The organism is Leclercia sp. CFBP8987 (assembly GCF_034044995.2).
Taxonomy (GTDB): domain Bacteria; phylum Pseudomonadota; class Gammaproteobacteria; order Enterobacterales; family Enterobacteriaceae; genus Enterobacter; species Enterobacter tamurae.
Genome location: NZ_CM188255.1, coordinates 4,126,755 through 4,145,388 on the forward strand (window position 1 = coordinate 4,126,755; position 18,634 = coordinate 4,145,388).

Genomic DNA, 18,634 nt, shown 5'->3' on the forward strand with positions numbered 1-18,634 from the left:
AGGGTAAGGGCTTTATAAAATGAACGACAGCTGACGTTCGCTTCCAGGTGCGCGAATCACCACCTGGTTATTGTTGATTTGCAGTTGGGGGCTTTCCGCCCGGTTTTTATTCTGAGCCGAGGCCGTCACCGCGCAGCACAGCCAGCTTTCACCCTGCGGGAGGGTGCTGGTGAGCACGGGGATGGTGGCGCACCCGGCAAACATGATGCTGCTGTTCGGCGGCGTCACCACGCTGTCCGGCTGGCGGCTGATGTTTGGTGAGAGATCGACAATGGTGCTGCTGCCGTTATCGGCGCTCAGGTAACTGCCCCGCCCATGAAGCTGCGGGTCGGTCTTCATCACCGCGAAGCCACCCTCAACCGTTTGCAAGGTGCGCGTGCTGGTGATGCGATGCAGACGCAGATGCCACTCGCCGAACGGCACCAGCCAGCTATCAATGTGAACGTCATGCCATGGCGACCAGCGCGAGAAGATGTAATTCTCGTCCACACGCACCGTCTCGCACTCGCGGCGTCCGCGGAAGTAGTTATCGCCATCGGCCAGCAGCAGCATCGAATCACAGGCGGCGTGCTTAAGGCCGAAGCGTCCGCGCTCAATGGTGAAACCAAACCGGCTGGAGTAGGCAAATTTGGTGTATTTCGCCTCGGTGTTGACGTAGTTGTTCAGCTCCAGCTGTCCGGCGGTAAGCAGGGTCACATGGTCGGTGTGGATAAGGATCTGCTGGGCATGGGGAATGACGCGCTTCTCAGCAAGCGCAGGCAGCGGCTGCTCGTCGGCCTGCCAGAACGGATGGCTCTCCGGCAGGGCCAGGATCAGGTACGTTTTCAGCGCCCAGTACGGCGAGCCGGGGGAGTTATAGTCCTCGCACATCGCCAGATTCGGGTAGGCAAACCCGAGGGTCAGGATCCCGTCGCGATCGGTTATCGGCTGCTGCTGCCACCAGCGCAGATGACGCAGGATAATCCCCTTCACGATACCCGGCGTGAACACCTCCAGCCCGGAGAAGGCGACCGCGCTCCAGAAGGCAACCATCGCGAAGCGGTAGGTCAGGCTGCGGCCAAAAGGCACCGAAGCGCCATCCGCAGCGGACATATAGATAAAGTCTTCGGCAAACAGACGCGAACGCTGGCGCAGCACTTTCGCCCGAGTCTCATCCCCACTCAGGGTGGCGTAGATCAGGCCGTAGAAGTGAAACGCCATCGAGATGTAGTAATCCTTTGGCCGACCCGGGCCGTCGGAGTACCACCCCTCCCCCAGATAGTAGGCATCCATCATCGCGAAGCGGCGATCGATGGCCTGTTGATCATACGGCAGTCCGGCACGCTTAAAGCCGAGCTGGACCATGATGGCGAAGTAGTTCCAGTTGCTGTCCGGCATCGTCGCATCGGTGATTTGGTTCAGCCAGGCGTGCAGGTTCATCAGCTCGCGTTCGTTAAACAGTGCAGTGAGTTTGTCCTGCAGCAGCGCCAGCCCGAGGCCATAGGCCGCCATCTCCACCAGTCGCTGATCGTAAGGCCCGGCTTCGCCCCAGTAGCCTGCGCTTTGCGGGTCGGTGCCCTGCTTAATGGCGGCGATGTATTTTTCGCTGTACGGCGTACTGTCGCCCGCGGCCAGCAGCGGAAACAGTCCCCACAACACCCGGGAGAGCCCCTCCATCTGCGCGACATCCGTGGCGTAATGGGCGCTGGTATCCCCCAGCGAAAAGCGGGAACTGCCCGCCGGGAACTGGGTGTCTACCGCCGCCAGCAGGGTATTCAGGGCCGCCACCAGATCCTGGCGGGATGACAACGGATTTGATTTTTCTTTATTTGCCACGCACATAGGCTGGTCCTCGTAATCAACTGCGGCAAAGAATAGTTAATCAGCGAGGGGTAGAAATGTTAGCCGGGTCACAGGAGTGAGAGATGAATAAACAGGCAGTTGAGGAAATTTAAAAAGGTGGTTTATAAAGAGGCAGGAAAAGGGAAAAGTTGAGTTTTATTGCACTATGCGCGAGACACCTACGGCGGAACATCTTGAGTTGATTGCCCTGAACGATACTATCGTGTCGTTCAGCCGCCTGTTTGCCAACACCGTGCGCTATCACCACTGGCACCAGTGTCTGGAAATTCTCTATGTGGAAGAAGGCTTTGGCGTGGCGATTGTCGATAATCGCCACTACACCATGCGCCCGGGACGGCTGTTTTTCTTTCCGCCTTTTACCCTGCACAAGGTGATGGTCGACCCGCAGGCCGAAGCGAACTACCGGCGGACCATTATTCATCTCGATCAGCATGCGGTTCTGAAGGCGCTGCGCGATTTTCCCCAGACGCAGCAGCGGCTGCAGAAGCTGTCCCGGCGCGGAGGCGAAGCCTGGGTGGCGGATATGGCGCACTGTCACAGCCATCTCGATCATCTGTTCAGCTGCTATCCGCCGCCGATGAACAGCGAGCGCGTCGCCAGCCTGCTGATCGGCCTGTTTGCCATGCTGCCGCCCGATAACGAAGGCCAGCCCGGTAACAGCCAGGGGATCGCCAGCCAGGTGATGTTCTGGCTGGATGAGCATTACCAGCAAAAGTTCAGCCTCGATGCGCTGGTAGGCGAGCTGGGGAAATCCCGCAGCTACGTGTCACGGAAGTTTCATGCCGAAACGGGGGAGAAAATTCACGATTACCTGAATACGTTGCGCCTGCGTAAGGCCTGCGAGAGTTTGTTGCACAGTGAGGCGAGCGTGCGGGAGATTGCCGCGCGGGTGGGGTTTTCGGATGTAACGTATTTTATTAGCGCATTTAAAAAGGGCATCGGAGAGACGCCCTTGCAGTACCGGAAGAATCATGCGGCCTGAGGAGATGCCGGGTGGCGGCTACGCCTTACCCGGCCTACAAAACCTGTCGTTATATCAACCTTCGATATCCGCCAGGTCGCCCTTCTCCTGCAGCCAGTTGCGGCGGTCTTCCGAGCGCTTCTTGGCCAGCAGCATATCCATCATCGCGTTGGTCTGCTGCTCGTCTTCATCGCTGATGGTCAGCTGCACCAGACGGCGGGTATTGGGATCAAGGGTGGTTTCACGCAGCTGGAGCGGGTTCATCTCACCCAGCCCTTTAAAGCGCTGCACGTTCGGTTTGCCCTTCTTGCGCTTGAGTTGTTCCAGCACGCCCGCTTTCTCTTCTTCCGTCAGAGCGTAATAGACCTCTTTGCCGAGATCGATACGGTACAGCGGCGGCAATGCCACGTGAACGTGACCGTTTTTCACCAGCGCACGGAAGTGCTTCACAAACAGCGCGCACAGCAGGGTGGCGATGTGCAGACCATCGGAGTCCGCATCCGCGAGGATACAGATCTTGCCGTAACGCAGCTGGCTCAGATCCTCGCTGTCCGGATCGATACCGATCGCCACGGAGATGTCGTGCACCTCCTGCGAGGCCAGCACTTCATCGGAAGAAACTTCCCAAGTATTCAGGATCTTACCCTTTAGCGGCATGATCGCCTGGTATTCACGATCGCGCGCCTGCTTGGCCGATCCGCCTGCGGAATCCCCTTCCACCAGGAATAGCTCGGTGCGGTTCAGATCCTGTGCGGTACAGTCCGCCAGCTTGCCCGGCAGCGCAGGGCCGCTGGTCAGTTTTTTACGCACCACTTTCTTCGCCGCACGCAGGCGGCGCTGGGCGCTGGAGATCGCCATTTCGGCCAGCATCTCTGCGGCCTGCACGTTCTGGTTCAGCCACAGGCTGAAGGCATCTTTCACCACGCCCGACACAAATGCCGCACACTGGCGCGAGGAGAGGCGCTCTTTGGTCTGCCCGGCAAACTGCGGGTCCTGCATTTTGACCGACAGCACGTAGGCGCAGCGATCCCAGATATCTTCCGCCGACAGCTTCACGCCGCGCGGCAGGATATTGCGGTATTCGCAGAACTCGCGCATCGCGTCCAGCAGCCCCTGGCGCAGGCCGTTAACGTGGGTCCCGCCCTGCATGGTCGGGATCAGGTTGACGTAGCTTTCGGTCAGCAGCTCGCCGCCTTCCGGCAGCCACAGCAGCGCCCAGTCCACCGCTTCCGTATCACCGGCAAAATTACCGATAAAGGGTTTTTCCGGCAGGGTTGGCAGACCGTTGACCGCTTCGCCCAGGTAGTCGTTCAGACCGTCCTGGTAGCACCAGCGCTGCTCGCTGTTGTTGACCTCGTCCTTGAAGGTGATCTCCACCCCAGGACAGAGGACCGCTTTCGCTTTCAGAATGTGCGTTAAGCGCGAGACCGAGAAACGCGGGCTGTCGAAGAAGCTCTCGTCCGGCCAGAAGTGGACGCTGGTGCCGGTATTGCGTTTACCGCAGGTGCCGATCACCTTCAAATCCTGCACTTTGTCGCCGTTCTCAAAGGCGATGTTGTACACCTGGCCGTCGCGGCGCACGGTGACTTCAACCCGTTTTGACAGGGCGTTGACCACGGAGATACCTACCCCGTGCAGGCCACCCGAGAACTGGTAGTTTTTGTTGGAGAACTTGCCGCCCGCATGCAGACGACAGAGGATCAGCTCCACCGCCGGGACACCCTCTTCCGGATGAATATCCACTGGCATGCCGCGACCGTCGTCGATGACCTCCAGCGACTGATCGGCGTGCAGAATAACGTCGACGCGTTTGGCATGACCCGCCAGCGCTTCGTCGACGCTGTTATCAATTACTTCCTGGCCCAGATGGTTTGGGCGCGTGGTATCGGTGTACATCCCCGGACGGCGGCGAACCGGCTCAAGCCCGGTGAGTACCTCAATGGCATCAGCGTTATAGGTTTGCGTCATGATTTAAACTAGCAATTCGCAGCGATTGTCACAGGCTGTGCAGACCAAGAAAATCGACAATCTGGGTGAAATGATCCTCAAAGCCCGTGAAGGCATGATTACCGCCCTCTTCTATAGTCTGGCGGCAGGAGGCGTAGTACGCCACCGCCTGGCGGTAATCCAGCACTTCATCACCCGTCTGTTGCAGCAGCCAGATAAGATCTGGTGCTTCCAGCGGATCAATCTGCATAACTTTGAGGTCGTAAATATGGCGTGACTCTAGCACATATTGCTGTCCGGTGTAGGGGTTCTCGTTGTGCCCCAGATAGCCCACCAGCAGCTCAAAAGGCCGCACCGCCGGATTGACCACCACCGCAGGTACCATGAAGCACTGAGACAGCCAGGTGGCGTAATAACCGCCGAGGGATGACCCCACTACACCAAAGGGCTCGCCGCCGTGCTCCAGGACAATCGCCTCCAGCATGTCGGCGGCCTCGGCCGGGTATGGCGGCAGCTGCGGGACGATCATCTCGACGTGGGGATGATGCACCTCCAGCCACTGTCGAAACAGCGTTGCTTTTGCGGAGCGCGGGGAGCTGTTGAACCCGTGCAGATAAAGGAGCGCAGACATCAGTAGCCTTCTGACGCAGTATCCGGGCGGAACTGCGTGCTTTGCAGGCGGCAGACTTCGGTCGTTAACGAGCCGTCAGCATGCAGTTCCAGCCAGCGCCAGCCAGGCGCAATGGTATCTAAGGTGAAGTTCGCACAGTGCGGTTTGAACTGCACGCAGGTAGAGGGCGTAGCCAGCAGGCGACGACCGTTCCAGTCGAGATCCAGCTCCTGGTGAATATGGCCGCAGAGTAAGTTATTCACCCGCGGGAACTTCATCAGCACCCGATCGAGGGCAGCGGAGTTGCGCAGGCTGTGCTGATCGAGCCAGCTGCATCCTGCCGGCAGCGGATGATGGTGCAGTAAAAGCAGGGTATGGCGCTCAGGATCGGCCTCAAGTTTTGCTTCGAGCCACTCCAGCTGAAACTCGCTCAGCTCGCCGTGCGGCACGCCGAAGACCTGGCTGTCGAGCAGCATAATTTGCCAGTTGTCGCCCGTGTGGACCCGTTTCGCAGGCGAAATCCCCGCATCCTGAAGCGCGCTATACATTGAAGGTTGAAAATCGTGATTACCGGGTAACCAGACACAGGGCGCGTTAAAGCTCGCGATACCCTCAGCAAAATGCTGATAAGCCGCGGAGGTTTGATCCTGCGCCAAATCGCCCGTGGCGACAATCAGATCGCACTCGCGCTTCTGGGCATGAATGGCTTCCAGAACAGCCTGATAACTCTCCCAGGTATTCACACCTAACAGGGTTTCATGCTTATTGGCAAACAGGTGAGTATCAGTAATTTGCAATACCCTGACTGGCGCCCCACCAGCAACAGTCAGGTTCAACAGGCTTTCCAAATGGTGTCCTTAGGTAGGTTTACGACGCTAACAAACCGGAATCGCCATCGCTCCATGTGCTAAACAGTATCTTAGCCAATCGGCCAAAAACTGATTAATTTGATGCTTTTCGTCACGTTGATGCAACTTTTTATTTGGGTAATCATAACGCGCTTTGAAGCGGAAGATCTGCTGACTTGAACACACTTCAGCGACCATCGCGTCATGGTAGAGCCGCACCGTCATCGACGGCAGGCTCCAGTAGCTGATGGAGGGAGCGGTTTGCTCAATTTCCACCAGTGTAGTGTAACGGGTTGATTCAACAATAGTTAATCGATACTGCGCGTTGCTCACCTGATAGCTCACTGTTTCACCCACCGCATCGTTACGCGGCAGTAATCGGCGCAATTGGGCGAAATTGGTCTCGCACAGGCGCATCATTTCAGGGAAGTCAGGTGTATAACGCTTCATTTTTTCCACTCGTTTCGTAAGTCCTGATAATGCAGCTGGAGCCATTGCAAAGCGATGACAGAAGCCGCGTTGTCGATTTTCCCCTCTTCTACCCATTGATAAGCCTGCTCCCGACTTACCACATGAACACGAATATCTTCGTTTTCATCAACCAGACCGTGAATCCCTTGCGCGGTCGTGGCGTCCACTTCGCCAACCAGAACTGACAGGCGCTCGCTGGTGCCGCCAGGGCTTGCCAGATAGCTGGTGATCGGTTTTGTACGACCGACATCAAGCCCGGCCTCTTCCATCGCCTCGCGGCGGGCGACATCGTCCGGCGTCTCGCCCTCTTCCACCATCCCGGCCACCATCTCCAGCAACCACGGGCTTTCGCTGGTATCCAGCGCGGCAATGCGAATCTGCTCTATCAGTACCACTTCGTCACGCACTGGGTCAAAGGGTAGCAAGACTGCAGCATGCCCGCGCTCAAAAATTTCGCGTCTGACTTCGCCACTCATTTCACCGTTAAACAGACGATGGCGAAAACGGTATAATTCCAGTGAAAAAAATCCGCTGTAGAGCGTTTCTCGTGCAATAATTTCTACATCGTTTGTTGTGAAAGTCACTGGCAACTTTTCTGGTTTATCCATGTTTGCATCCTGATATAAATGGTGGCGTCAAGGTGAAATTCAATTCAGCTAAACTGCGGTTTCTACTACAGTATGGTAAATTGATGCAAGTTACTGCCGCATGGCACGGAACGCCAACCTTTTGCAGTGGCGAAGTCTGCTAGAATCGGTAGATATTTTTTAATTAGATCAGCGCTAACTAAGCTTCACAACAAGGAAAGCAAATGAAGAAATTGCTCCCCATCCTCATCGGCCTGAGCCTGACGGGTTTCAGCGCGTTGAGTCAGGCAGAGGACCTGATGCAGGTTTATAAGCAGGCACGTCTGAGCAACCCGGAACTGCGTAGGTCCGCCGCCGATCGTGATGCTGCCTTTGAAAAGATTAATGAAGCACGCAGCCCATTATTACCGCAGCTGGGTTTAGGTGCAGATTATACCTATAACAACGGTTACCGTGATGCTAACGGTGTCGACTCTAACGTCACCAGCGGTTCACTCCAGTTAACCCAGACGCTGTTTGATATGTCTAAATGGCGTAACCTGAGCCTGCAGGAGAAATCTGCCGGTATTCAGGATGTCACCTATCAGACCGACCAGCAGACGCTGATCCTTAATACGGCAACCGCCTACTTCAAAGTGCTGAGCGCCATCGATACGCTCTCCTACGTTGAAGCACAGAAACAAGCTATCTATCGTCAGCTCGATCAGACCACCCAGCGTTTCAACGTGGGCCTGGTGGCGATCACTGACGTGCAGAACGCCCGTTCACAATACGACAACGTGCTGGCGAACGAAGTTACCGCGCGTAACGACCTGGATAATGCCGTCGAAGAGCTGCGTCAGGTAACCGGTAATTACTACCCGCAACTGGCCTCGCTGAACGTTGATCACTTCAAAGCCGAAAAGCCGCAGGCGGTGAATGCCCTGCTGAAAGAAGCTGAAAACCGTAACCTCAGCCTGTTGCAGGCGCGTCTGAGCCAGGATCTGGCCCGCGAGCAGATCCGCCTGGCACAGGATGGCCATCTGCCAACCCTGAGCCTGAGCGCCTCCAGCAGCATTTCTAACACCAGCTACAGCGGTTCCAGAACCAGCGGTGCCAACGCCGGCCAGTACAACGATAGCGATGTTGGCCAGAATAAAATCGGCCTGAACTTCTCCCTGCCAATCTATCAGGGCGGCCAGGTGAATTCGCAGGTCAAACAGGCGCAGTACAACTTTGTTGGTGCCAGCGAGCAGCTCGAAAGCGCGCACCGCAGCGTAGTGCAGACCGTGCGTTCCTCCTTCAACAACGTGAACGCCTCTGTCAGCAGCATCAATGCCTACAAACAGGCCGTGGTCTCTGCCCAGAGCTCACTGGATGCGTCGGAAGCCGGTTACTCTGTCGGTACCCGTACCATCGTTGACGTGCTGGACGCGACCACCACGCTGTACAACGCCAAACAACAGCTCTCCAATGCCCGTTACAACTACCTGATTAACCAGCTGAACATCAAGCAAGCGTTGGGTACATTGAACGAGCAGGATCTGCTGGCGCTGAACGGTGCCCTGGGTAAACCGATCTCCACTACCCCGGAAGCCGTGGCCCCGGAAAACCCACAGCAGGATGCCTCTGCTGACGGTTACACTGCCGCCGCTGCACGCACTACCAGCAACTGATAATGATACCGGCCTGGGTTCACCAGGCCGGTTAAATCCTGCCTGCCCGACAAAAAAACGTAAGCCAACGTAAAGATCCCCCTGTTTGACGCCGATCGCTTCAATTTCCACCACTCATCCTCTATTCTGAGCGTTATTTTCTGTGTTTTACCACTGGGTCCTGGAAGACAATTATGAAACGGACAAAATCCATTAATCACGCTTCGTTCCGCAAAAGCTGGAACGCGCGTCATCTCACCCCTGTCGCCCTGGCGTTTACCGCTGTTTTTATGCTGGCAGGCTGTGAACAAACTGACGAAACGGTTTCGCTCTATCAGAATGCCGATGACTGTGCTGCAGCCACCGGTAAAAGCGCGGAGTGTACCGCCTCTTACAACAACGCCCTGAAGGAAGCGGAACGCACCGCGCCGAAATACGCCAGCCGTGAAGACTGCGTGGCAGAATTTGGCGAAGGTCAGTGCCAGCAGGCACCGGCTCAGGCGGGTACCGCCCCGGAAAACCAGGCTCAGGCACAGTCCAGCGGCAGCTTCTGGATGCCGCTGATGGCGGGCTATATGATGGGCCGTCTGATGGGTGGTGGCGCGGGTTATAAACAGCAGCCGCTGTTCAGCTCGAAAAACCCGGCCAGCCCAGCTTACGGCCAGTACACCGATGCCAGCGGCAAAGGTTACGGCGCTGCCCAACCAGGCCGCACCATGAACGTGCCTAAGACCGCCATGGCGCCAAAACCAGCGACCACGAATACCGTTACCCGCGGCGGCTTCGGTGACTCTGTTGCTAAACAGAACACCATGCAGCGTAGCGCGACCGGCACCTCAACACGCTCTATGGGCGGCTGATAATGGAACGAGTCAGTATTGTTGAGCGCCCGGACTGGCGCGAAAAAGCCACCGAATACGGTTTCAACTTTCACACCATGTACGGCGAGCCGTACTGGTGTGAAGATGCCTATTACAAGCTGACACTCGACCAGGTTGAAAAGCTGGAAGCGGTGACGGCTGAACTGCATCAGATGTGCCTGAAGGTCGTGGAGAAGGTCATTGCCAGCGATGAGCTGCTGACTAAATTCCGCATTCCGAAGCACACCTGGGGCTTTGTGCGTCAGTCATGGCAGACGCATCAGCCGTCGCTCTATTCGCGCCTCGATCTGGCGTGGGATGGCGTCGGTGAGCCGAAGATGCTCGAGAATAACGCCGATACGCCAACCTCGTTGTACGAAGCGGCTTTCTTCCAGTATATCTGGCTCGAAGATCAGGTCGCAGCGGGCAACCTGCCTGAAGGCAGCGATCAGTTCAACAGCCTGCAGGAAAAGCTGATTGAGCGTTTCGCTGAGCTGCGCGAGCAGCACGGCTTCAACCTGCTGCACTTCGCCTGCTGTCGTGACACGGTTGAAGATCGCGGCACGGTGCAGTATCTGCAGGATTGCGCAGCCGAGGCCGAGGTTGCCAGCGAGTTTCTCTATATAGAAGATATCGGGCTGGGCGAAAGAGGCCAGTTCACCGATACGCAGGATCAGGTTATCAGCAACCTGTTCAAGCTCTATCCGTGGGAATACATGCTGCGCGAAGTGTTCTCTACCAAGCTGGAAGATGCTGGCGTGCGCTGGCTGGAACCGGCGTGGAAGAGCATTATCTCCAACAAAGCCCTGCTGCCACTGCTGTGGGAGATGTTCCCGGACCATCCGAATCTGCTGCCAGCGTACTTCGCGGAAGATGACTATCCGCAGATGGATAAGTATGTCAAAAAGCCGATTTTCTCCCGCGAGGGGGCCAACGTGTCGATTATCGAAAACGGTAACACCGTGGAAGCGGTAGAAGGCCCGTATGGCGAAGAGGGAATGATCGTCCAGCAGTTCTATCAACTGCCGAAGTATGGCGACAGCTATATGCTGATCGGCAGCTGGTTGATCAACAATCAACCCGCCGGGATTGGTATTCGTGAAGATCGGGCGCTGATCACCCAGGATCTGTCACGGTTCTATCCGCATATCTTCGTGGAATAATCGTATTGCCGGGATTGTGCGGCGTGATGCCCTCACCCCGGCCCTCTCCCACAGGGAGAGGGTGCAAACACTAAAAACGGTAACTCTTGTTACCTTTTTGCCTTTATTTCCCCACCTGCACCGACAACATACTCAAACTGCCCATCTCGATGCCCTCTACCGGTGTGGTAATCGGCTCCTGACCATCCCACGCGCCCAGGATATAGAGCAGCGGCAGGAAATGTTCCGCCGTCGGGTTCGAGAGCGAGCCGCCGTCGTGTGCCAGGTAATTGACCAACGGATGCTCCTCTGCCGGCCCCTGCCAGTTCAGGTTCATTTTCACGTAATCATTAAATGACGTTGCCCACGGATAAGGCGTACTTTCCCCGTGCCAGCGAGCGGTGCGCAGGTTATGCACTACATTACCACTGGCCACCAGCATAATGCCTTCGTCACGCAGAGACGCGAGCTTACGCCCCATCTCCAGGTGCCAGGCCGCCGGTTTGGTGCTGTCGATGCTGAGCTGCACCATCGGGATGTCGGCATCCGGATACATCTTGATCAGCACGCCCCAGGAGCCATGGTCAAAGCCCCACGCCTCTTTATCGAGGGTGACCGGGATCGGAGCCAGCAGATCCACCAGCTGCTGCGCCAGCGCCGGGGAGCCCGGTGCCGGATAGTGTGTGTCGTACAGCGCCTGCGGGAATCCACCGAAATCATGGATGGTTTTCGGGGTTTCCATCGCGGTGACGCCGGTGCCCCGGGTAAACCAGTGCGCGGAGACCACCACAATCGCCTTCGGACGCGGCAACGTCTCGCCCAGATGCCGCCAGGCGCGGGTGTAGACGTTATCTTCCAGCACATTCATTGGGCTGCCGTGACCCACAAACAGTGCTGGCATACGAGAAGAAGTCATGATGATATCCTTACACAAGGTGTCGATTTGATAGCTTTACCTTAACCGTTAACCCGATAAGATGAACTCAGATAACCATGATGAAGATCATCAGGAAATTTGAATGTAAGGGATCTGTAAAGGCGACTGTACCCTCTCGCATTGTGCGAGTTTAGCCTTTAATATTAATGAGAATCATTATCATAAGGAGAGGTGAATGTCAGTTCCGCTGATTCTGACTATTCTTGCTGGTGCTGCCACGTTTATCGGCGCCATGCTCGGCGTCCTGGGCCAGAAGCCCTCTAACCGCGTGCTGGCCTTTTCCCTCGGCTTTGCGGCCGGGATTATGCTGCTCATCTCCCTGATGGAGATGCTACCCGCCGCCCTCGGCACGGAAGGCATGTCGCCGGTGCTCGGCTACGGGATGTTTGTCGTTGGCCTGCTGGGCTACTTTGCGCTGGACAGAATGCTGCCCCACGCGCACCCGCAGGACCTGATGCAAAAAGGGAGTCAGCCGCTGCCCGCTAACCTTCGGCGCACCGCCCTGCTCCTGACCCTGGGCATCAGCCTGCACAACTTTCCGGAAGGCGTTGCCACCTACGTGACCGCCAGCAACAATCTGGAGTTAGGTTTTGGTATTGCGCTGGCAGTGGCGCTGCACAATATCCCTGAGGGGCTGGCAGTGGCGGGCCCGGTCTATGCAGCTACGGGATCAAAGCGTAAAGCGGTGTTCTGGGCAGGCATTTCCGGCATGGCGGAGATCCTCGGCGGGGTGCTGGCGTGGTTGATCCTCGGCAGCCTGATTTCGCCGGTGGTGATGGCAGCCATTATGGCAGCGGTAGCAGGCATTATGGTGGCGCTGTCGGTGGATGAGCTGATGCCGCTCGCCAAAGAGATCGACCCGAATAACAATCCCAGCTATGGCGTATTGTGCGGGATGTCGGTGATGGGGCTCAGTCTGGTGTTACTCCAGACGGCCGGAATAGGCTAAAAAAAACGCCGGGTTATCCCGGCGTTTTTTATTGATGCGTTATCAGCTGGCTTTGCGCTCGTGCGCCTGGCGATACGCCACCAGATCTTCGATAGTGACTACCGCCATGTTGTGCTTACCGGCAAACTCGATGCACTCCGGCGCGCGCGCCATAGAGCCATCATCATTGGTCAGTTCACAGAGCACACCGGCAGGCTTGAAGCCAGCCAGCGTCACCAGGTCGATGGTCGCTTCGGTGTGGCCGCCGCGGGTCAGGACGCCGCCCGGCTGCGCGCGCAGCGGGAATACGTGGCCCGGACGGTTCAGGTCAGAAGGTTTTGCGCCATCGGCAATGGCTGCACGCACGGTGGTTACGCGGTCAGCAGCAGACACGCCGGTGGTCACACCGCTGGCCGCTTCGATGGTCACGGTAAAACCGGTTCCGTAGGCGCTGGTGTTGTTCTCTACCATCATCGGCAGATCCAGCTGCTTACGGTGATCTTCGGTGATACACAGGCAAACGATGCCGCTGCCGTGACGGATGGTCAGTGCCATCTGCTCAACGGTCATGGTTTCGGCGGCGAAAATCATATCGCCTTCGTTTTCACGATCTTCATCGTCAAGCACCATCACGCCGCGACCTTCGCGAAGCGCAGCAAGCGCCTGTTCTACACGGTCAGCAGAGGTGCCAAAAGAGGAAAGGAGCGTCTGATTCATGGTAAAAAAACCTCATTAAAATTATGGTTACCAGAATCAGGGCAGTCTTAGGAGCGCCGTTGTGCGGCAAAAAAATAACGTGAGCGGGCCTCGCCCGACTGGTTCGTTACTCTCTCCCATCCGGACTTTAACCGTCGGCCCCGGAATTACACCGGATCTGCTGACCTTTGAGTTTGCACCCAAAGCGCTCGCGGGCTTTCAGCATAGAGCTGATTTACCGCCGGTGGGGAATTTCGCCCCGCCCTGAGAATAAGCGGGATAACTATAACGCTAATGATTATGTTCGGCAACGCATAAGCTTCACACAAATCTGGTTTAAGGATCGCAGTTACGCGCTACAATGGTCGTTAACACCTTTTCTTCAAGGGAACTACCATGATCGACCCAAAAAAAATTGAACAACTTGCCCGCCAGGTCCATGAATCTATGCCGAAAGGCGTACGTGAATTCGGTGATGACGTTGAGAAGAAGATCCGCCAGGTGCTGCAGTCGCAGCTGATGCGTCTGGATCTGGTCAGCCGTGAAGAATTTGACGTACAGACGCAGGTGCTGCTGCGTACCCGCGAGAAAATCGCCCTGCTGGAGCAGCGTCTGACCGAGCTGGAAAACCGCAACGTCGTTGAAGAAGTGCGTCCGGCACCGGCGATCCCACCGGTTAACGACGTAGAATAACGCTGTAACGCCCGGTGGCGCTTCGCTTACCGGGCCTACGAGGCAAAAGCAAAACGGCAACCCAGGTTGCCGTTTTTAATGTTTGCGCCCTCTCCCTGTGGGAGAGGGTTGGGGTGAGGGCATCAGCCCGCACGAATTACTGACTGTCTTTCTGGATCTTCTTGATGATGTTGGTGGTTGAACACCCGTCCTCAAAGTTGAGCACCATCACTTCCCCGCCGTTGGCCCACACCTCTTCGCTACCCGCGATCTGTTCAGGCTTGTAGTCACCGCCTTTGACCAGCAGATCCGGCAGGATCCCGGCAATCAGGCGCTGCGGCGTGTCTTCCTCGAACGAGACCACCCAGTCTACCGCTTCCAGCGCGCCGAGTACGATCATGCGCTGCTCAAGCGGGTTCACCGGCCGGGTCTCGCCTTTCAGGCGTTTGGTGGAGGCATCGCTGTTAACCGCCACAATCAGACGGTCGCCCAGCTTGCGCGCATTCGCCAGATAGGAGACATGACCCGCGTGCAGAATGTCGAACACGCCGTTGGTCATCACTACTTTCTCGCCACGCTTACGGGCGGCGGCAACCGCCACTTTCAGCTCATCTTCGCTCATCACGCCAAAACCGGTATCGGCACGACCGCGCACCGCGTTTTCCAGTTCGATTGGCGAAACGGTAGAGGTACCCAGTTTACCCACCACCACGCCCGCGGCGGCATTGGCAAAGTAGCAGGCCTCTTCCAGCGTATTACCTGCGGCAAGCGTTGCCGCCAGCACGCCGATAACCGTATCACCGGCACCGGTGACGTCATACACTTCCTGCGCCTGGGTTGGCATATGCAGCGGCGCTTTGCCCGGCTGCAGCAGGGTCATCCCCTGCTCGGAGCGGGTCACCAGCAGCGCGGAGAAGTCGAAGTCGGCGATGATCTTCATGCCGCGCTCAACGATCTCCTCTTCGGTTTTGCATTTACCCGCTACCGCTTCGAACTCAGACAGGTTTGGCGTAAGCAGCGTCGCCCCGCGATAGCGTTCGAAATCGGTGCCTTTCGGATCGATCAGCACCGGCACACCGGCATCGCGCGCCAGGGTAATCATCTGCTGCACGCTGGCCAGCGCCCCTTTGGCGTAGTCAGAGAGCACCAGCGCGCCGATATTGCCCAGCGCCTGGTTGATGCGCTCATGCAGCGGCTCCGGATCCACGCCTTCAAAGCCCTCTTCGAAGTCGAGGCGGATCAGCTGCTGGTTGCGCGACAGCACGCGCAGTTTGGTGATGGTCGGGTGCGTCGGAACAGAAACGAAGTCACATTTGACGTTCACGTCCGCTAGGGTCTTGCTCAGCGCACGCGCCGCGTCGTCGATACCGGTCAGCCCCACCAGACGCGAATGCGCGCCGAGGGAAGCAATGTTCATCGCCACGTTTGCCGCGCCGCCAGGACGCTCTTCAATGGTATCCACCTTCACCACCGGGACCGGGGCTTCCGGGGAAATGCGGCTGGTTGGCCCATACCAGTAGCGATCCAGCATCACATCGCCAACCACCATAACTCCAGCACGTTCAAACTCTGGCAGTGTTACTTTCATTCCTGACTCCAGAAAGATTCACAATTTGCGCGCGATAATATCACACTTGTTTTGTTACGCACGGTTCCACCAGCCACTTCTGCCAGCAGGCCCGCACCAGCTCTCGCTCGGGGTTAAAACACTCGAGCGGCAGATGGCCTGGCTGCTCCTGCAGGGCGAGATGGTGCAACTCATCGCGCAGCGTGGTGTAGGCGCGAGTCAGTGCCAGCGCCTCGTGCTCGTCCATAATGTCGTTTTGCGCCAGCAGCTCCAGAATGCGCACGTTATCCGACCAGCGGGTGAGCTTCGGCTTGCTGTGCGCGTCCCGCAGCACCAGATACTGGGTAATAAATTCAATGTCGGTGATACCGCCTTCATCGGCTTTGATATCAAAGCGATCCTTGTGCTTATTACCCAGATGAGCGCGCATCTTCTCGCGCATCTCGCGCACTTCGGTTTGCAGCGTCGGGCCCTCGCGCGTGGCGGTGAGCACGTCGCGACGAATGGTATCGAACTGCGCGTTCAGCTGCGGATCGCCATACACCACCCGGGCACGCACCAGGGCCTGATGCTCCCAGGTCCAGGCTTCGTTCTTCTGGTAGTCGGCGAAGGCGTCGGTAGAGGTGACCAGCATCCCCGCCGCCCCGGACGGGCGCAGGCGGGCATCCACTTCATACAGAATGCCGGACGAGGTCCGGGTGCTGAACAGGTGCATGATGCGCTGGGCGAGGCGCAGATAGAACTGACGACCGTCGATCTCACGTTCGCCGTCGGTCATCACATCCACCGGGCAGTCATGCAGGAAAATCAGATCCAGATCGGAGCTGTAGCCCAGCTCCCAGCCGCCCAGCTTGCCGTAGCCCACCACCGCAAAGCCACGCCCTTCACGATCGGCCAGGTGCTTCGGCTGGCCGTAACGGGCCACCATCTGCACCCACGCCTGATGGACCACCGCATCAATAATCGCTTCCGCCAGCCAGGTTAAGTGATCGCTCACTTTCATCACCGGCAGGGTTCCGGAGATATCCGCCGCCGCCACGCGCAGCAGCTGCGCCTGCTTAAACTGACGCAGCGCCTCCAGCTGTTGCTCTTCGTCCTCTTCCGGCACGCGCAGCAGGTACTGGCGCAGCTCGTCGCGATAGGCGTCGGTCGCCGTCGGCTGGTAAAGGGTGTTGGGATCGAGCAATTCATCCAGCAGCAGCGGATAGCGCGCCAGCTTGCTGGCAATCATCGGCGAGGCGGCGCAGAGGGAGATCAGGTGCTTCAGCGCCCCGGGGAACTCGCTGAGCAACTCCAGATAGGTGGTACGGGTGATGATCCCGCTCAGCAGCGGGGTCAGGCGCGACAGGGGTACCGGCGCATCGGCGCGGGAGCAGACGTCGCTGAGCAGGTGCGGCATCAGGTGATCCAGCACCTGGCGGCCGCGCGGGCCGATGGCACGCTTGTTCAGCTCCAGGCGGAAATCGGCAATCAGCGCCACAACCCGATGGCGATCGTCATCGCTGAGGTGGGTCAGCACCGGTGTGGTGTCGTCCTCCTGCAGCGCATCCTGCCACAGCTCGCGCCAGTGCTCGGACAGCTCATCGTCCTGGGATTCGCTCTCATCGTCGCCGATCAGGTCGTTAAATATGCGCCGCACCGCCGCCATGTGCGCATCCAGTGCGTCGGTCAGTGCCTGCCAGTCGTCAACGCGCATCCCCCAGGCGAGACGGGCGCGATTGAGCTCATCCCCCGGCAGGGTCTGGGTTTGTTCGTCATTGATGCTCTGGAGCAGGTTTTCCAGTCGCCGTAAAAAGAGGTAGGCCTCGCGCAGGATCCGGTCATCGCCTTCCGGCAACAGGTTCAACTGAGCGATGGCGGCCAGGGTGGGCAGCAAAGAGCGGGACTGCAGCGAGGGCTCGCGTCCGCCGCGGATCAGCTGGAACACCTGGACGATAAACTCAATCTCGCGAATGCCGCCCGCCCCCAGCTTGATGTTGTCTTTCAGGCCGCGACGACGCACTTCCCGGGCAATCATCCCTTTCATGTTACGCAGCGACTGAATAACGCTGAAATCAATGTAGCGACGGAACACGAACGGGCGCAGCATGGCGCGCAGCTCGTTGGCATACGCATCGCCGGTATCGCCCATGATCCGCGCCTTCACCATCGCGTAGCGTTCCCAGTCGCGGCCCTGCTCCTGGTAGTAATCTTCCAGTGCAGCATAGCTCAGCACCAGCGGGCCGCTGTCGCCAAACGGGCGCAGGCGCATGTCCACGCGATAGACAAAGCCATCCTGAGTAGGTTGATCGAGGGCCTTAATCAGCCGCTGCCCCAGGCGGGTAAAGAACTGGGCGTTATCCAGCTCGCGGCGTCCGCCGCGGGTGGCGCCCTTCTCCGGCCAGGCGAAGATCAGGTCGATGTCCGAGGAAAAGTTAAGTTCGCCCCCGCCCAGTTTGCCCATGCCCAGAATCATCAGCGGCTGCGGGGTACCCTCCTCGCTGCACGGCGTGCCCCATTCCCGGCAGCAGGCGTCGTACAGCCAGTCCCGTGCGGCGACGATCAGCGTCTCCGCAAGGTGACTTAACTGCTGCAACGTGCTCTCTTCACTCACCAGCATCAGCGCCTGCGCCCAGGCGATGCGCACCATCACCCGACGGCGGAACTGGCGCAGCACGCGCATCAGCGCGGGTTCATCGCTGATATCCACCAGCGCGTCCTGTAACCACTGCGCGTAGTGCTGCCACTCGTCCGCCTGGGGTGGCGAAGCTTCAAGCTCTGCCAGCCAGTCAGGATGGGCGGTGACGCTCTCCTGCACAAAATCGCTGAAGGTCAGTACCTGCCGGGCCTGCTCGCTTAATGACGAGGCGGGTAATGCTTCCGGCAGACGTTCACATACCGTCTGCCACTGCTGCTGTAAGGGTGAAGAAAGCGGCATCATGGGGGTTCCTTG

Annotated in this window: 16 protein-coding genes and 1 riboswitch; of the genes, 6 read left to right on the top strand and 10 right to left on the bottom strand. The window is 57.9% G+C overall.

Annotated elements, in window-relative coordinates; translation table 11 throughout:
* Positions 1-12: 12 nt before the first annotated feature.
* On the bottom strand, positions 13-1,821 hold the full coding sequence (locus SOM40_RS19825) for a DUF2264 domain-containing protein (protein WP_320531040.1): 1,809 nt from the start codon (positions 1,819-1,821) through the stop codon (positions 13-15).
* Positions 1,822-1,987: 166 nt separating this feature from the next.
* On the opposite strand from SOM40_RS19825, the gene SOM40_RS19830 reads away from it, so the two are divergent.
* Positions 1,988-2,824: a helix-turn-helix transcriptional regulator gene (locus SOM40_RS19830; protein WP_320531039.1), complete on the top strand. Its 837-nt coding sequence runs from the start codon at positions 1,988-1,990 to the stop codon at positions 2,822-2,824.
* Between the two features lie 54 nt (positions 2,825-2,878).
* On the opposite strand, the gene parE is transcribed toward SOM40_RS19830, so the two are convergent.
* From parE to nudF, 5 genes are read right to left on the bottom strand one after another with little or no spacing between them, the layout of a single operon-like run.
* Positions 2,879-4,771, bottom strand: coding sequence for a DNA topoisomerase IV subunit B (gene parE / locus SOM40_RS19835; RefSeq protein ID WP_106995836.1), 1,893 nt, complete (start codon positions 4,769-4,771; stop codon positions 2,879-2,881).
* Positions 4,772-4,799: 28 nt separating this feature from the next.
* The gene (yqiA, locus tag SOM40_RS19840; protein WP_106995837.1) at positions 4,800-5,381 is read right to left on the bottom strand and encodes an esterase YqiA; all 582 of its coding nucleotides are present in this window, start codon (positions 5,379-5,381) and stop codon (positions 4,800-4,802) included.
* Positions 5,381-6,208 (bottom strand): 3',5'-cyclic-AMP phosphodiesterase, encoded by an 828-nt coding sequence (gene cpdA, locus SOM40_RS19845; RefSeq protein ID WP_106995838.1) that lies wholly within the window; start codon positions 6,206-6,208, stop codon positions 5,381-5,383. The genes yqiA and cpdA overlap by 1 nt, the downstream gene beginning before the upstream one ends.
* Positions 6,209-6,235: 27 nt before the next feature.
* On the bottom strand, positions 6,236-6,658 hold the full coding sequence (locus tag SOM40_RS19850; protein WP_032614182.1) for a DUF1249 family protein: 423 nt from the start codon (positions 6,656-6,658) through the stop codon (positions 6,236-6,238).
* Positions 6,655-7,287 (bottom strand): ADP-ribose diphosphatase, encoded by a 633-nt coding sequence (nudF, locus tag SOM40_RS19855; RefSeq protein ID WP_320531038.1) that lies wholly within the window; start codon positions 7,285-7,287, stop codon positions 6,655-6,657. Before nudF ends, SOM40_RS19850 begins: the two co-directional genes overlap by 4 nt.
* 203 nt (positions 7,288-7,490) lie before the next feature.
* Between nudF and tolC the strand changes: the two genes are divergently transcribed.
* The 3 genes from tolC (at position 7,491) to SOM40_RS19870 (ending at position 10,923) form a co-directional block, all read left to right on the top strand.
* A complete protein-coding gene (tolC, locus tag SOM40_RS19860; RefSeq protein ID WP_225758064.1) occupies positions 7,491-8,921 on the top strand; it encodes an outer membrane channel protein TolC in 1,431 nt (476 codons plus the stop codon).
* A 173-nt stretch (positions 8,922-9,094) separates the two neighbouring features.
* Complete coding sequence (locus SOM40_RS19865; RefSeq protein WP_106995841.1) at positions 9,095-9,760, top strand: DUF1190 family protein; 666 nt, start codon at positions 9,095-9,097, stop codon at positions 9,758-9,760.
* 2 nt (positions 9,761-9,762) lie between these two features.
* Positions 9,763-10,923: a glutathionylspermidine synthase family protein gene (locus SOM40_RS19870; RefSeq protein WP_320531037.1), complete on the top strand. Its 1,161-nt coding sequence runs from the start codon at positions 9,763-9,765 to the stop codon at positions 10,921-10,923.
* Between the two features lie 103 nt (positions 10,924-11,026).
* Here the strand turns inward: SOM40_RS19870 and ygiD are convergent, their stop codons facing one another.
* Positions 11,027-11,818, bottom strand: coding sequence for a 4,5-DOPA-extradiol-dioxygenase (ygiD, locus tag SOM40_RS19875; RefSeq protein ID WP_106995843.1), 792 nt, complete (start codon positions 11,816-11,818; stop codon positions 11,027-11,029).
* 196 nt (positions 11,819-12,014) lie between these two features.
* Here ygiD and zupT point away from each other — a divergent pair, with 196 nt between their 5' ends.
* Complete coding sequence (gene zupT / locus SOM40_RS19880) at positions 12,015-12,788, top strand: zinc transporter ZupT (protein WP_106995844.1); 774 nt, start codon at positions 12,015-12,017, stop codon at positions 12,786-12,788.
* A 42-nt stretch (positions 12,789-12,830) separates the two neighbouring features.
* Here zupT and ribB read toward each other — a convergent pair whose 3' ends face one another.
* Complete coding sequence (gene ribB, locus SOM40_RS19885) at positions 12,831-13,484, bottom strand: 3,4-dihydroxy-2-butanone-4-phosphate synthase (protein WP_262672099.1); 654 nt, start codon at positions 13,482-13,484, stop codon at positions 12,831-12,833.
* 104 nt (positions 13,485-13,588) lie between these two features.
* Positions 13,589-13,739, bottom strand: a riboswitch (FMN riboswitch).
* 120 nt (positions 13,740-13,859) lie between these two features.
* Between ribB and ubiK the strand changes: the two genes are divergently transcribed.
* Entirely contained in the window at positions 13,860-14,156 is a 297-nt protein-coding gene (ubiK, locus tag SOM40_RS19890; RefSeq protein WP_225758062.1) for a ubiquinone biosynthesis accessory factor UbiK, read from the top strand.
* 136 nt (positions 14,157-14,292) lie between these two features.
* On the opposite strand, the gene hldE is transcribed toward ubiK, so the two are convergent.
* Both hldE and glnE read right to left on the bottom strand, forming a co-directional pair.
* Positions 14,293-15,723, bottom strand: a complete 1,431-nt coding sequence (gene hldE / locus SOM40_RS19895; protein ID WP_225758061.1) for a bifunctional D-glycero-beta-D-manno-heptose-7-phosphate kinase/D-glycero-beta-D-manno-heptose 1-phosphate adenylyltransferase HldE — start codon at positions 15,721-15,723, stop codon at positions 14,293-14,295.
* Positions 15,724-15,763: 40 nt separating this feature from the next.
* Positions 15,764-18,622 (bottom strand): bifunctional [glutamate--ammonia ligase]-adenylyl-L-tyrosine phosphorylase/[glutamate--ammonia-ligase] adenylyltransferase, encoded by a 2,859-nt coding sequence (glnE, locus tag SOM40_RS19900; protein WP_320531036.1) that lies wholly within the window; start codon positions 18,620-18,622, stop codon positions 15,764-15,766.
* Positions 18,623-18,634 lie beyond the last annotated feature (12 nt).

What these genes read in the sequence shown, in the direction of transcription:
- SOM40_RS19825 (WP_320531040.1), bottom strand. Translation starts at nt 1,821, where the DNA reads ATGTGCGTGGCAAATAAAGAAAAATCAAATCCGTTGTCATCCCGCCAG.
- SOM40_RS19830 (WP_320531039.1), top strand. Translation starts at nt 1,988, where the DNA reads ATGCGCGAGACACCTACGGCGGAACATCTTGAGTTGATTGCCCTGAAC.
- parE (WP_106995836.1), bottom strand. Translation starts at nt 4,771, where the DNA reads ATGACGCAAACCTATAACGCTGATGCCATTGAGGTACTCACCGGGCTT.
- yqiA (WP_106995837.1), bottom strand. Translation starts at nt 5,381, where the DNA reads ATGTCTGCGCTCCTTTATCTGCACGGGTTCAACAGCTCCCCGCGCTCC.
- SOM40_RS19850 (WP_032614182.1), bottom strand. Translation starts at nt 6,658, where the DNA reads ATGAAGCGTTATACACCTGACTTCCCTGAAATGATGCGCCTGTGCGAG.
- nudF (WP_320531038.1), bottom strand. Translation starts at nt 7,287, where the DNA reads ATGGATAAACCAGAAAAGTTGCCAGTGACTTTCACAACAAACGATGTA.
- tolC (WP_225758064.1), top strand. Translation starts at nt 7,491, where the DNA reads ATGAAGAAATTGCTCCCCATCCTCATCGGCCTGAGCCTGACGGGTTTC.
- SOM40_RS19865 (WP_106995841.1), top strand. Translation starts at nt 9,095, where the DNA reads ATGAAACGGACAAAATCCATTAATCACGCTTCGTTCCGCAAAAGCTGG.
- SOM40_RS19870 (WP_320531037.1), top strand. Translation starts at nt 9,763, where the DNA reads ATGGAACGAGTCAGTATTGTTGAGCGCCCGGACTGGCGCGAAAAAGCC.
- ygiD (WP_106995843.1), bottom strand. Translation starts at nt 11,818, where the DNA reads ATGACTTCTTCTCGTATGCCAGCACTGTTTGTGGGTCACGGCAGCCCA.
- zupT (WP_106995844.1), top strand. Translation starts at nt 12,015, where the DNA reads ATGTCAGTTCCGCTGATTCTGACTATTCTTGCTGGTGCTGCCACGTTT.
- ribB (WP_262672099.1), bottom strand. Translation starts at nt 13,484, where the DNA reads ATGAATCAGACGCTCCTTTCCTCTTTTGGCACCTCTGCTGACCGTGTA.
- ubiK (WP_225758062.1), top strand. Translation starts at nt 13,860, where the DNA reads ATGATCGACCCAAAAAAAATTGAACAACTTGCCCGCCAGGTCCATGAA.
- hldE (WP_225758061.1), bottom strand. Translation starts at nt 15,723, where the DNA reads ATGAAAGTAACACTGCCAGAGTTTGAACGTGCTGGAGTTATGGTGGTT.
- glnE (WP_320531036.1), bottom strand. Translation starts at nt 18,622, where the DNA reads ATGATGCCGCTTTCTTCACCCTTACAGCAGCAGTGGCAGACGGTATGT.